General features: G+C 68.3%; 8 protein-coding genes. 5 read left to right on the forward strand and 3 right to left on the reverse strand.

The window, feature by feature from the left end; translation table 11 throughout:
- Positions 1 to 10: 10 nt before the first annotated feature.
- The 3 genes from ACFWU5_RS03375 to ACFWU5_RS03385 all read right to left on the reverse strand — a co-directional run bounded on the left by ACFWU5_RS03375 (position 11) and on the right by ACFWU5_RS03385 (position 8,553).
- Positions 11 to 1,066, reverse strand: a complete 1,056-nt coding sequence (locus ACFWU5_RS03375; protein ID WP_379240294.1) for a potassium channel family protein — start codon at positions 1,064 to 1,066, stop codon at positions 11 to 13.
- Positions 1,067 to 1,267: 201 nt separating this feature from the next.
- A complete protein-coding gene (locus ACFWU5_RS03380; RefSeq protein WP_379266013.1) occupies positions 1,268 to 4,837 on the reverse strand; it encodes an ATP-dependent helicase in 3,570 nt (1,189 codons plus the stop codon).
- Positions 4,834 to 8,553, reverse strand: coding sequence for an ATP-dependent helicase (locus ACFWU5_RS03385; RefSeq protein ID WP_379266209.1), 3,720 nt, complete (start codon positions 8,551 to 8,553; stop codon positions 4,834 to 4,836). Before ACFWU5_RS03385 ends, ACFWU5_RS03380 begins: the two co-directional genes overlap by 4 nt.
- Before the next feature lie 115 nt (positions 8,554 to 8,668).
- Between ACFWU5_RS03385 and ACFWU5_RS03390 the strand changes: the two genes are divergently transcribed.
- The 5 genes from ACFWU5_RS03390 (at position 8,669) to ACFWU5_RS03410 (ending at position 13,559) form a co-directional block, all read left to right on the forward strand.
- Positions 8,669 to 9,457 carry an alpha/beta fold hydrolase gene (locus tag ACFWU5_RS03390; RefSeq protein ID WP_379266014.1) on the forward strand — a complete coding sequence of 263 codons (789 nt, stop codon included), beginning with the start codon at positions 8,669 to 8,671 and terminating at the stop codon, positions 9,455 to 9,457.
- Between the two features lie 4 nt (positions 9,458 to 9,461).
- The gene (locus ACFWU5_RS03395; RefSeq protein WP_379266015.1) at positions 9,462 to 9,752 is read left to right on the forward strand and encodes an MGMT family protein; all 291 of its coding nucleotides are present in this window, start codon (positions 9,462 to 9,464) and stop codon (positions 9,750 to 9,752) included.
- Positions 9,753 to 9,954: 202 nt separating this feature from the next.
- Positions 9,955 to 11,697, forward strand: coding sequence for an NTP transferase domain-containing protein (locus tag ACFWU5_RS03400; RefSeq protein WP_379266016.1), 1,743 nt, complete (start codon positions 9,955 to 9,957; stop codon positions 11,695 to 11,697).
- 66 nt (positions 11,698 to 11,763) lie between these two features.
- Positions 11,764 to 13,203: an ATP-binding protein gene (locus tag ACFWU5_RS03405; RefSeq protein WP_379266017.1), complete on the forward strand. Its 1,440-nt coding sequence runs from the start codon at positions 11,764 to 11,766 to the stop codon at positions 13,201 to 13,203.
- A gap of 194 nt (positions 13,204 to 13,397) precedes the next feature.
- The gene (locus ACFWU5_RS03410) at positions 13,398 to 13,559 is read left to right on the forward strand and encodes a hypothetical protein (protein WP_379240288.1); all 162 of its coding nucleotides are present in this window, start codon (positions 13,398 to 13,400) and stop codon (positions 13,557 to 13,559) included.
- The last annotated feature ends 1 nt before the right edge of the window (position 13,560 follow it).

Below are 13,560 nucleotides of genomic sequence, written 5' to 3' on the forward strand. Positions count from 1 at the left end.
TGGGCGCGGCCTACTTTCCGGTGTGCCGGATGTACAGCAGTTTGTCGCCGGTTTCCAGCGCGTCGACCTCGGGCTCGCCGACCCGGATCAGCGCGCCGTCGCGCACCACGCCGAGCACGATGTCGCTGAGGTGGCGCGGCGAACCGCCCACTTCGCCGGGTTCGACCTCGCGTTCGGCCACCGCGAAACCCTGTTCGGGGGTGAGCAGGTCTTCCATCATCTCCACCACGGTCGGCTTGGTGGTGGCGATGCCCAGCAGCCGGCCCGCGGTCTCCGAGGACACCACCACCGAGTCCGCGCCGGACTGGCGGACCAGGTGCGTGTTCTCGGCTTCGCGGATGGCCACGGAGATCTTGGCGGTCTTGTTGAGTTCGCGGGCGGTGAGCGTGACCAGCACCGCGGTGTCGTCGCGGTTGGTGGCGACCACGACCGCGGACGCGCGCTGCACGCCGGTCAGCCGCAGCACATCGGATTTGGTCGCCGAACCGTGCACGGTCACCAGGCCCGCGGCGGCGGCGGCCTCCAGCGCGACGGGGTCGGTGTCGACCACCACGATGTCGGACAACTGCACTCCGTCACCGACCATCGCATCGATCGCGGTGCGGCCCTTGGTGCCGTAGCCGACGACGACGGTGTGATTACGCACGGTGTGCCTCCATCGCTGAATCTTGAATGCCTGCCGCGACCGTTCGGTCAGCACGCCGAGAGTGGTACCGACCAACACGATGAGGAACAGCACGCGCAGTGGGGTGATGACGATGATGTTGACCAGTCGCGCCGACGGGGTCACCGGGGCGATATCGCCGTAACCGGTGGTCGACAGGGAGACGGTCGCGTAGTACATGGCGTCGAGGAACGACAGTTCGTCGCCGGTGTTGTCGCGATAGCCGTGCCGGCCGAGGTAGACAACGGTCGCGGCGGTGAACAGCAGCGCGATCGCGAACAGCACGCGGCGGGTGAGCGAAACCCACGGGCTGGACTGCGCCGCGGGAATCCGCAGCAGACCGACAAGCGCATAGTCGGGACTGCTACTCAACCCGATCGGGTTGCGCGTGTCACCGAACATAAATATGAGCTCCTGTGTTTATTGGCGGCTGGTGCCGCGGGTTTTCGGCCTGGGTACCTTGATCTTCCCTCCCGGCGGGTGCTCCTTCGTCACACCCTCTGGTCAGTCCAGATCAAGGCGGCCGAAAACTGGCGGCTGGCGCCGCTTCGTTGTCGGGCCGTGCCGGAGGGGCTGGCCTTCGGCGCTCGCCAGCGTATCGGCTCATGGGTGGTCGTGTGGCGCGGTGTCGGTGTTTTCGGGGGCGGCGTCGCGGATGAGACGTTCCAGGTCGGCGGGGCCTGCCAGGTCTGTGGGGGCGATGGTGCGGCCGGAGCGGATGTAATGGAATGCGGCGCTTACCCGTTCGAGCATGTGCTGTTCGGTGTCGCCGGTGCGGGCGGCCATCAGGCGGGCCCAGGCCAGGCGGTACACGGCCAGCTGCATCGCCACGGCGGGTTCGTCGGCGGGGCCGGGTTCGGCGCCGGTTTTCCAGTCGACGACGATCCAGCGGCCGCCGGGTTCGGCGAAGACGGCGTCCATGCGACCGCGAATCACGGTGCCCGCGATGCTGGTTTCGAACGGCACCTCCACGTCGACGGGGTTGCGGTGTGCCCAGGCGGATCTGCGGAACGCGGACTGCATGGCGGCCAGTTCCTGGTCGGCGCGGCCCATTTCGGTGGTGCTGTCGGCGGCGCCGGGCAGTTCGTCCAGGCCCAGGAGCTGTTCGGTGCCGAACCAGGATTGCACCCAGGCGTGAAAGGCAGTGCCGCGCCGGGCCATTGGGTTGGGCGGGTACGGGAGCGGTCGGCGCAGGCGGGCGGCGAGGCGGGTGGGGTCGGCGCGCAGTTCGACCAGGGCGGTGGCGGGGAGTTGGCCGGGTAGTTCCACCTGTTGTTCGGCTAGTTCGGCGGCGGTGAATTCGGCGAGCAGTGCGTCGACGTCGTTGACCCAGCCTTCGGGGTCATCCTCTGGTGTGTCAGTGTCCTCGGAATCCACTGGGGTGCTTCGCAATTGGTCGAGGGCGTCGCGGACCAGTGCGGCGCCCTGTTCGATGGGGTCGCGACGGTTGCCCAGTGGGTCGCGCGGCCACTGGGCGGTCGGAGGGTTGTCGGCGAAGGGGTTGACCGCGTCCGGGGCGGGCTTGTCGTCCCAGCGTGCGATGGTGGCCACGCCGTAGGCCTCGCTGTCGGGGTTCTCGTTCGCCTCCTTCAGTTCGAGGAGAAAGTCCGAAGGACCCTTCTGCGAGGTTCCCGTTTCTGGCCAGTAGTACGCCGAAACCAGCAGTACCCGTTCGGTTCTGGTGAGCGCGACATAGAACAGGCGGCGTTCTTCGTCGAGGCGACGGTTCCGCAGGGCCTCCCTGTGGTCGACGATCGCGCGTTCGAGGTCGACACGATCGCCGAGGCCGGTCAGGTCCAGGACCGGGACGCCCTCGCCGGAGTCGGGTTGGATGCGGTCGCCACGCAGGGTGGTGGGGAGTTCGGTGAGTGCGCCGAGCCAGGTGCTCAGGGCATTGGTCGACGGAAATACCGAGGAGCTCACGTGTGGCACGGCGACGACTTCCCATTCCAGGCCTTTGGCGGCGTGCACGGTGAGCACCTGCACGCGGTCGCGCGCAACCTCGACTTCGCCTGGCTCCAAGCCGTTTTCGACCGATTCGGCCGCGGTGAAGAAGGCGAGCAGACCGCTCAGCGAGGCCCGCGAGTCCGCGGCGTATCCGGCGACCACCTCGGCGAAGGCGTCCAGGTGCTCGCGTCCGGCGCCGCCGCCCACGATGGCGCGCCTGGCTTGGGTTTCGACGCCGACACCGATGGTGCGTTCGACGTCGGCGACGAATTCGATCAGCGGCTGCCCGCTGCGTTCGCGCAGTGCTGCCAGTTCCTCGCTCAGGGCGGTGATGCGGGTGAACCCTGCCTCTGAATACTGGTCTGCCGCACCGGGATCGGCGATGGCGTCGGCCAGGCCTGCTTTCTCGGTGGGTTCGGGTGCGACCTCGCGCAGTGCGGTGGCCAGGCCTGCGGCGTCGGTGATCTCGTTGGCGTCGCCGCCGGACAGGCTGCCGATGGACAGCATTCGCGCTCGTCGCGCCAGTGCGGCCAGGTCGGCTACTCCGATTCGCCATCGGGCGCCGGTGAGAATACGGACCGCCGCGCTGCCGGTGCCCGGTTCGGCGATCAGGCGCAGGGTGGCGACGATATCGGCGACCTCCGGTGTCGCCAGCAAGCCGCCGAGTCCGACGATTTCCACGGGCAACCCCTGCTCGCGTAGCGCTTCGGCCAGGGGCGCGGCGTCGGCATTGCGCCTGATCAGCACCGCCGAGGTGGGGGGCGGATCATCGTTGCCGCGTGCGGTTTCCCACTCTCGGGCAATTCGCGCGGCGATCCAATCTCGTTCTTGGGCAATGGTTTCAGTGAGTGCGAACTCGACTACGCCCGCGTGTGCTTGCGGCTTGGCGCGCAAGGCGTCCACTGTCGCGCCGCCCGCGGCCCGCGCCACCATCCGCAACGGGTCGGCGACCAGGTTCGCCAATGCCAATGCTTCCGGCGGGTTCCGCCAGCTGGTCAGCAGCGGCAGTACCGGTGCGGGAACTCCTGGCGCAGTGGGGAAGTCGGTGGCGAACCGTGGCAGGTTGGCCGCTGAGGCTCCGCGCCATCCGTAGATGGATTGCATCGGGTCGCCGACCGCTGTCACCGCGAGCGCCTGTGCACTGCGGGCTCGCTCATCGCTCCCTGAAAGCGCAGAGGCGGTTTCGCCGGGGACCGCCGATGCCGAATCCCGCTCATCCATCGGGAACAGCGTGTCGGACTCGTGTGCGCGAGGTGGCTGCGCGTCACCTCGAACCCGCACGGTTCGCGTTCGATTCTTGTGCACCGCTTCGGGATTGCCGAACAGCGCCGACAGCAGCACCCGCTGGGCGTGCCCGGTGTCCTGATATTCATCGAGCAGCACCAGCTTGAACCGAGCGCGTTCGGCAGCGGCGACTTCGGGATGGTCGACGGCCAGTTGAGCGGCAAGGGACATCTGGGAGCCGAAATCCAGTGCACCACGGCGGTTCAGTGCCTCGGCGAGTTGCCGGACCAGCGGCAGCAGGGCAACACGTTCGCGTTGCGCGGTCACCACATTGATCAGCTCTTGTTTGGGCCCGCCGCGTTGCCGTGGACCCGCGGGCAGCGTGTAGACCAGTTTCTCCAGCTCAGCGTGCGCTTCGGCCAGCTGTTCGGGTTCCACCAGGTGTTCGGCGAGCTGCCCGGACAGGGCGAGCACCGCCTCGGTGACCGACACGGGCGTGCGGTCGGTGTCGAGGTCGCCGTCCCACGACCGCACCACCTCGTGCGCGAGCTGCCACAGCTGAGTTTGGGTGAGCAGTGCCGCCGAGGGTTCCACCGGCAGCAACAGTCCGTGCGCGGTGAGTAGCCGGCCCGCGTACGAGTGATAGGTGCTGATCTCCGGTTCGGCTGCGGCGACGATCGTGCGCAGCGCCCCACTGGGGTCGATCTCGCGCAGCAGCGGCGCGCCGGCCAACCGTGCCAGCCGCGTGCGAATACGAGAGGTCAACTGCTGCGCGGCTTTTCGGGTGAACGTGAGGCCGAGCACTTCGTCGGGGGCGACCAGCTGGTTGGCCACCATCCACACCACGCGCGCCGCCATCGTCTCGGTCTTGCCCGCGCCCGCACCCGCCACGACCAGCGTCGGGCCCGGCGGCGCCGCGATGACCGCAGCCTGTTCCTCGGTGGGGGGCGGTAGACCGAGCGCGTCGGCCAACCGCTGCGGGGTGACGCGCACGCCGCTCACTCGTCGGTCACCTGCCGTCCGGTGTCCTGCACCGGGCAACTGCCCGCGACGGGACAATGCCTGCACCCGTCATTGCGCACTGCCAGATAACCGGGCCCTCGGGTGGCGTCGGCGGCATCGTGAATCGTGGTGCGCCACTGCTCGAGTCCCTCGCTGTCGAGGGGTTTCTGCGCCCGTTCGGTGGCACCGGTTTTGGTACTGGGCTTGGCGACGTACACCAGTCGCGCACCACCCGGATCGGCAACGGGCGCAGGCTCATCCGAGTCCTCGTCGAGCGCGCCATGGGCGGCGGCCACCTGATAGGTCGCCAACTGGGCATGGTCCGCAACGCCTTTCGCGCTGACCGGCGTCTTGCCCGTCTTCACATCAACGATCACGAAGCGCCCCTGCGCATCTCGTTCGAGCCGATCGATGCGTCCCCGAATCCGCACGGCCCGTGCGTCTTCCGTGCGCGCGGGCAACACACAGTCGACCGGCACCTCCACACCGGCCTGCGTGAGTTCACCGCGGGTGGCGCGCACCCAGCCGAGGAAGGTCTCCAGCATCGTCTCGGTGCGCCGCAGTTCCTGCCGCGAATGCCAACCGCTGGCCGGGTCGACCGTCTTCCACGCCTGGTCCAGCGCCGCGCGCACCTGCGCCTCCGGGACGTCACCGGCCAGCGCCTGCACCAGCGTGTGCACGAGGTTGCCCTTGACCGCGTGCGGGTTGTCGCCGTCGGTGCCGCCGTGCCGTTCCAGCGCCCAGCGCAGCGGGCAGGTGCGCAACAGTTCCACCGTCGACGGTGACAAACCGATCGGCGAATCGTCGTCGTCCCACAGTTCCCGGTCCGAACTCAGTTCGGCGGTGCCGTACCAGTGCGCGGGGTCGGTGCCCGGCACGCCCGCGTCTGCCAACCGTGCCAGCTGACGTGCCGCACGGTCGCGACGTTGCGGCTCGGTGCCTGGATCGCACACCACCCCGCGCAGTTCCGCGACCAGCGAATGCATCACCAGCGCACGACCGGGATCGACCACCGGCAAGGCACCCGGTTCACCACTGTCGTCATCGCCGACCAGCTCGGCCAGAAACCGCGACGGCACCAGATCCTGGTCTCCCGCAACAGATTCCACGGCGGTCACCAGAAGCGACCGCCGCGCACGACTGCACGCGACGAACAGCAGCCTGCGCTCCTCGGCCAGGATCGGCGCGCCCCTGCTCACGGTCGCGCTCGGATCGACCCCGGCCACCAGATCGACGAGGTCCTCGGTATGCAGCAGCGTTCCCCTGGCTCTCGGGTTCGGCCAAATCCCTTCCTGCACAGCGGCAACCGCCACCACATCCCACTCCCGACCCGCCGCCGCGTGCGCGCTGAGCAGCGTCACCGCCTCGCCTTCGACGGTCAGCGGCCTGCCCTGCTGCGGAAGTTGCTGGTGCAACAGATATTCGACGAAACCGTCGATGCTCGCCTTGGGTAACCGGTCGACGTAGGCCGCCGCGGTATCGAACAGCTCCACAGCGGCATCGAGATCGCGATCGGCCTGCATCCCCGACGCTCCGCCGCGCCGCGACTGTTTGAACCAGCGTCGCTCCAGCCGCGAACTCGTCCACAGCGTCCACAGCACGTCTTCCAACCCCTGCCCTCTGGCCTGGGTTTCCTTCGCCTTCGCGATCGCCCGCAGCACGCGATTCAACGGTGCCGCTTCGACTTCGGTGAGTTTATCGAGCAGTCGCTGTTCGCCGACGCCGACGATCAGGTCGCGCAATACCTCGGCCGACGATTGGTCGATCAGCAGCACAGCGGCCACCGCGGGCTCGGCGCGCGAAGGTTCCGACACGGCCTCGATGATCGTTCTTGCGGCAGGGGGATTTTCGACATCGAGCAGGTCGAGATGGTCAGGAAGACGATCGGCGATATCCCAGTCCGGTTCAGGTTCCAGATCCGGCGGCGGCAACCACTCATCGTCGATCGGATCGGGTTCGAGCATGTCCGGTGGCGGCACCGTCTCGTCCCACAGCACGAACTGATCCGCACCATCGACGAACGACTCGGCAAGCGCCCCAGTACGTTCCAGGTCCAACACGCTGCGCCGCACACCACGCCGCAACCGCCGCAGCGCGATCTGATCGGCCCCACCCAGCGGCCCGGACAGCAGATCCATCGCGTCGTCCGCGGAGAACATCGCGTCGATCGCGCGCCGCGACCCCGGCCGCGACGAATCCCCCGCCAACAGCACCCGCAACGCGAGCACCATCCACGCCGCACCCCGCCTGCGCGCCAACGGCTCAGCCACCGCGGGCCTGCGCACCGGCACCCCGGCCGCGAGCAGCGCCCGTCGCAACGGCGCCAACGACAACGGCACCGATCGCACGATCACGGCCATCGACGACCACGGCACCCCGTCGGTGAGGTGTGCGCGTCGCAGATGGTCGGCGATGAGTGCCGCTTCCTTGGCCGGTGTCGACAGCACCCGCACGCGCACGCTCGACTCGTCGACGGGCGGCAGGTCCTCGGGTGGCATCCACCCGTCCTCGGGGGGTTCGTCGGGCGGAACCCACCCGTCGTCCGGGGGTTCGTCAGGCGGAACCCACCCATCCGTCGACGGTTCTTCAGGCGGAACCCATCCGTCTTCGGACTCGATGCCTTCCGGCAGGTCGTTTTCCTGTCCCGGCAAAATCCGATGCCGCGCACTCCCTGGCAACCTCGCCGCGATACGAGCAGTCGCCAATCGAATCGGCGCACCGCTGCGATAATTGTGCCGCAAGACAATTCGTCGCTGCGCCACCGTGTCCAGCTCGGTGAGAAACGCCGAATCCGCACCACGGAAGGTGAACACCGCCTGGTCCGGGTCACCGGCGATCACCGTGCTCGCACTACCGCTGCCGATCGCCCGCACCAACGTCGCGGCCTGCGGATCCAAATGCTGCGCATCGTCGACCAGCAACCACCGAGTCCGATCCCGTTCGGCGGCAAGCAGATTCCGATCCCCGACCAGCGCGTCCAAAGCCGCACCAACCAGCTCGGCCGCATCCAGAGCAGGCGCGGTAGCTTCCGGCGCGGCCACACCCACCGACCACCGCAGCATCGACGCGTGCTCATACCGTTCGAAGAACCGCCCGGCCGCCACCCACGCATCGTTGTCGTGTTCGCGACCCAACGCCATCAAGTCCTCGGGGCCGAGACCACGTTCGGTGGCACGCAACATCAGGTCGCGCAGTTGCTCGGCGAACCCGCCCAGCGCCAGCGCGGGCTGCAACCGCGGCGGCCACAGGCCCGGTGCGCCCCGCTCGATGTCTTCGAGGTCGCCGTGCAACATCTCGCGCAACACCGCGTCCTGCTCGGCACCGGTGAGTAGTCGCGGCGGCGGGTTGCCGTGCAGGTCGGCGTGCCGGCGCAGCACCGAGAACGCGTAGGAGTGCAGCGTGCGCACCATCGGTTCGCGGCTGGCTCCCGCGATCCCCGCGGCAGGCCCCAGCTGGTGGGTGATCGCGTCGCGCAAGGCAGCGGCGGCGTGCTTGGTGTGGGTGAGCACCAGCACCGACTCCGGGTCCGCGCCGTCGACGATCCGCGCCGTCACCAGGTCCACCAGCAACGCGGTCTTCCCCGTGCCGGGCCCGCCCATCACCTGCCACGGTCGCCAGCCGGGGCGAGGCGGCGCGGGCTGGGCTTGCTCCGCGAACAGCGCGCGAACAGCCGCGCCCCAGGCTCGCGGCCGGGGCGCCCGCGTTGTCCGGCGCACAAGTCGCACCGAGCTATCCGATCGCACCACATCGGCTATTGCAACAGACCCCTCCGACACTCCGGCGCACCCCTACCGACCAGGCACGCTGCGAGACCGCGTCCGACCGGCCAGAATGGCAGTCGTGTCGCCTCTTCATGTGTACCGTTTCGGCCCCGCCGACGGTCCCGTCGTCCTCGCCCTGCACGGCCTCACCGGTCACGGCAACCGTTGGGAAACCCTGGCCACCCAGCACCTGCCGCAGGCCCGGATCATCGCCCCCGACCTGCGCGGACACGGCCGTTCCAGCTCGCTGCCGCCGTGGGATCTCGAAACGATCGTCGCCGACCTCGCGGACCTGCTGCGCGCCGAGACCGACGCCCGGGTCGTGGTGGTCGGCCACTCGTTCGGCGGCGCCACCGCGATCCACCTCGCCCGGCGACATCCCGACCTCGTGCGTGCGCTGGTGCTGCTGGATCCCGCGATCGGTATCGACGCGAAGCTGATCGAACAGGTCGCGCAGGCCAACCTCGCCTCCCCCGATTACACCGATCTCGCCGAGGCGCGTTCGGACAAGCAGGTGAGCGCGTGGGGCCCCGACGAGGTCGATCCCGAGGTGCTGGAACGGGAGTTGGCGCAGCACCTGGTGCCCACCGAGGGCGGTCGGGTCGGCTGGCGGATCTTCCAGCCCGCGATCACCTCGTACTGGGGTCAGCTGGCGCGCCCGTTCGTGCTGCCGCCCGCCGACCTGCCGACCGTGTTGGTCCGCGCGGCCAAGGTCCAGCCGCCGTATGTGACGCCGGAGTTCCTGGCCGCGCTCACCGACCACCTAGACGATTTCACCGCGCAGGTGTGGGACTGCGATCACATGGTCGCCCAGGCCCGCCCCGCCGAGACCGCCGCGCTGATCGCCGGGGTGCTGTAGCCCGATGGCGGCCACCACCGACGAACAGGTCGAGAAGGTCCGCGAACTCGTCGCCGCGATCCCGGCCGGACGCGTGGCCACCTACGGCGATATCGCCGCGGCGGCGGGGCTGTCCTCGGCGCGCACGGTCGGCTGGATCATGCGCACCGACTCCGCCGACCTGCCGTGGCACCGGGTGATCGGCGCGTCCGGTCGGCCCGCCGCGCATCTGGCCGCGCGTCAGTTGCGTCTGCTCGGCGAGGAAGGTGTTCCGATCGTCGACGGTCGCGTCGTTTTGCGCACGGCCAGGCTCTGACTCTTCGGCGCATTCTGGAGACCTCCCCCGCCGAGCACGAGTGGGTGCAGGGGACGGTCGTTCCATCGAGCGGCAGTGAGATCGTTGCCGGTCTGTCGACGACCTCGCTGCCGATGACACGTTCGATATGGACGAAATCCGGGCTGATCTGCCACCGCGACTACCATGCAGTCGTGCCGATCAACCGATGCCGAATCAGCCGATGACCGCCGCCGATGCGATCGTGCTCGCGGGTGGGCGGGCCAGCCGGATGGGCGGGGTGGACAAACCCGCGATCGTGATCGGAGGTCGGTCGATGCTCGACGCGGCCCTGGCGTCGGTGCGCGACTGCACACGGGTCGTGGTGGTCGGACCCCATCGTTCCGAACTGGATTCACGTTTTCTACAGGCTCGCGAGGTACCGCCGGGTTCGGGCCCCGTCGCCGCGATCGGTAGTGGACTGAGCGCGCTCGACGCCACCAACCCGTGGATCGTCGTGCTCGCCGCGGACATGCCGTTCCTGACCGAGGCTACCGTGGTCGAATTGCTGCGCGAGGCAACGGAATCCACCGCTGATGCCGTCTTCGCGATCGATGCCGACGGTCGCCCGCAATATCTCGTCGGAGTGTGGCGACGCGGTGCGCTGGAAGCCGCACTGGCAGGGCTGGATTCGCTGGTGAATCAGCCGATGAAAGCCATCGTGCCCGCGCACACCGCCCTGATCGAGCTGCCCGACATCGCCGATTGCGACACCGAGGAAGAGGTCCGCCTCGCCCGCGAAACGCTCGCGACCACCCGCGCGTCAGCCCGCCTCGACCTCACCGAAGCCCGCGAGCACATCGCCTCCGGCACAACATCTTTGGCACCGCACGACGCGGAACTTGCCGACGTCACCGGCGCCGCACTGGCCGCACCGATCACCGCCGCGGGCGCACTGCCCCGCTTCGACGTCTCCGCGATGGACGGCTACGCGGTCTGCGGCGAGGGCCCCTGGAAACTACGACGCGACATCGGATTCGCCGGCGGCGCAAGGCCTGTCGGGTTACTCCCCGGCGAAGCAGTACGCATCGCGACCGGCGCGCACGTCCCCGACGGCACCACCTCGGTCCTGCGCGACGAGTTCGCCACCATCACCGGCGACGAACTGAACCGCCTGCCGGACACGCCTATCCGCGGCGACGTGCGAAAAAGTGGTGAGGACAGAATGATCGGCGACCTCGTAGCCCCCGCGGGCACCCGAGTAACCGCCGCTCTGCGCTCCGCCGCGGCCTCGGTGGAAGTCACCACCGCCTCGGTCCGCGGACCCGTGCGCGCACGAATCATCATGACCGGCGACGAGATTCGCAGCACCGGCCCCCTGCAAACCGGCCAGACCCGCGACTCGATCGGCCCCGTCCTCCCAGACCTGTTGGCCGGGTGCGGCGTTCGCGTAGTAGACCGAGTCCACCTCCGCGACACCGCCAACAGCTTCGACGACATGCTCACCGACACCGAAGGTGTCGACCTGCTGGTGGTAGTGGGCGCGACCGGCGGCGGCGCCGCGGACCAACTCCGCACCGCCCTCGCCCGAGCCGAAGCCCGCATCCTGGTCCCCCGCCTGGCCCTCCGCCCCGGCGGTTCCACCGTCGTGGCCGAACTCCCCACCGGCCCAACAATTCTGGGCCTACCAGGCAACCCCTTCGCCGCCATCGCCGTCCTGCTAGCCCTCACCCCCGCCATCGTCTCAGCCCGCACCGCCTCCCCCCTCCCCCGAACAATCCTGGCCCCCCTCCACAACGCCGCCGACATCACCGCCCCCGTCACCCGCATCACCCCCGCCCAACACGCCCCCCAAGGTGGCTACCTCGGTGACCCCACCATCCGCACCGCCCACCTGGCAGGCCTCATCAACCGAGACGGCCTGGTAATAGTCCCCCCGAACGCCACCAACGGCGACCTGGTCGAGTTCCTCCCGATCCCCTCCTGACTAAACTAAGATTCAATCTTAGTAAGATCTGATCTTAGTAAGATTCCATCTCAGTTAGGTGCCTGCATGGAGTTCACCGGCCGAACCAGAGATCTCGAGCTCATCGCGCATCAACTCCGCTTGGTCACCGACGGTGCGGCAGGCACACCCGGTCGCGCAGTCATCGTCACCGGCCGCCGCCGAGTGGGTAAATCACGCCTCATCCAGGAGTTCTGCGACCGGGCCGACGTCCCGTACACCGTGTTCCAGGCGACCCGCGGCCGCAATCCCAGCGCGGAGCGGGCCGATTTCGTCGAGACCGCCAGCCGTATGGGCTCCCCGGGCGCGGACCTGATCCGCGGGCTGTCGGCCACCGATTGGAACCAGGCTCTCCGGGCACTGGCCGTCGCCGTTCCGGACGATCGACCATCGATCGCCGTCATCGACGAAGTGCCGTGGCTCGTCGAGCAGGACCGCGAGTTCGAGGGCGCGCTGCAGACGGTCTGGGATCGGGACCTGTCCAACAAACCGGTGTTGCTGATCCTGGTCGGCAGCGATATCTCGGTCATGGAGGCGCTCGGTGCCCGCGATCGCCCGTTCTTCGGCCGCGCGACCAAAATGACGGTTGAACCGCTCGATGTCGCGGACGTGCAAACCATGACCGGCCTCGACGCAGCCGCGGCCATCGACGCCCGCCTGATCACCGGCGGCTTCCCGCAGATCCTGACCTCATGGCGACCGGGCATGGACCGCCTGGACTTCCTACGCGAATCCACCGCCGACCCCCTGTCCCCGCTGTTGGTCGCAGGCGAACTATCGCTACTGGGCGAGTTCCCCGAAGGCACCCGTTCCCGCGCGGTCCTGCAGGCAATCGGCAGCGGCGAACGCACCTTCAGCACCATCGCCGCGCAGGCAGGCTCCCAGGGCGATCTCCCGGCCGGCACTCTCAACCCCCTGCTGAAAACGTTGCAGGACAAGCGAATCGTCGCGGCCGATTATCCGGTATCGACTGTCGCCGATACGAAGAACAAGCGCTACCGAATCACCGACTCCTACTTGCGTTTCTGGCTCGCTTTCCTCGAACGCAGCCTTCCCCTCGTAGAACGCGGCCGCGGTGACTTGGCCCTGGCCCGCATCGAGCGATCCTGGACGTCCTGGCGCGGCCGCGCCGTCGAACCCCTCATTCGCGCGTCACTGCTGCGCCTGCTCCCCGACGAAAACTGGCCCGACACAGAAGAAGTCGGCGGCTGGTGGAACCGCACCAACACCCCCGAGGTAGACCTGATCGGCACCGACCGATCCCCCGTCGCGAAATCCATTCACTTCGTCGGCTCGATCAAATGGCTGGAAAACCACCCTTTCGACCGCCACGATTACGACGCCCTCACCCGGTCACTGCTAGCCATTCCCGGCACCGATCCGGATACCGCTTTGGTGGCGGTATCCCGTTGCGGAATAACCTCCGATGCCGGTGTCGCGCAGTGGTGGGGACCGGACGAACTGGTTTCCGCCTGGCGACGGCCGTGACAATTCATCAATTGCCGGACACGCCGCATATGCGCTGGTAGTTGGCCTATTTACTGCTCAGCTCTACCCTTGCGGCGTAATGGTGCCTATCGTGGGAGAAGTCAGGCGTGGGACGCCCCGCACGCGAGGTGGATTGCGTCGGACAGTGCGTTGAAGGCTTTATCCCTTTATCCCTCGGAAAGGACCGTGTGGAGATGGCTGATAAGTCGAAGAAGGCGCCGAAGAAGATGCCCAAGCAGATGCCGCGCCAGCAGCAGGAGCAGCGGCAGGAGCAGGGGCAGCAGGACTCGCAGGGTTCCACGCGAGCAGGTCAGGATGATCGGCGTGATCAGCAGCGCCGCCCCGGCCATCACTGAT

Origin of the sequence: Nocardia sp. NPDC058640 (assembly GCF_042716995.1) — a bacterium.
In the GTDB taxonomy this organism is placed as follows: Bacteria; Actinomycetota; Actinomycetes; order Mycobacteriales; family Mycobacteriaceae; genus Nocardia.

What these genes read in the sequence shown, in the direction of transcription:
- ACFWU5_RS03375 (WP_379240294.1), bottom strand. Translation starts at nt 1,066, where the DNA reads ATGTTCGGTGACACGCGCAACCCGATCGGGTTGAGTAGCAGTCCCGAC.
- ACFWU5_RS03390 (WP_379266014.1), top strand. Translation starts at nt 8,669, where the DNA reads ATGGCAGTCGTGTCGCCTCTTCATGTGTACCGTTTCGGCCCCGCCGAC.
- ACFWU5_RS03395 (WP_379266015.1), top strand. Translation starts at nt 9,462, where the DNA reads ATGGCGGCCACCACCGACGAACAGGTCGAGAAGGTCCGCGAACTCGTC.
- ACFWU5_RS03400 (WP_379266016.1), top strand. Translation starts at nt 9,955, where the DNA reads ATGACCGCCGCCGATGCGATCGTGCTCGCGGGTGGGCGGGCCAGCCGG.
- ACFWU5_RS03405 (WP_379266017.1), top strand. Translation starts at nt 11,764, where the DNA reads ATGGAGTTCACCGGCCGAACCAGAGATCTCGAGCTCATCGCGCATCAA.
- ACFWU5_RS03410 (WP_379240288.1), top strand. Translation starts at nt 13,398, where the DNA reads ATGGCTGATAAGTCGAAGAAGGCGCCGAAGAAGATGCCCAAGCAGATG.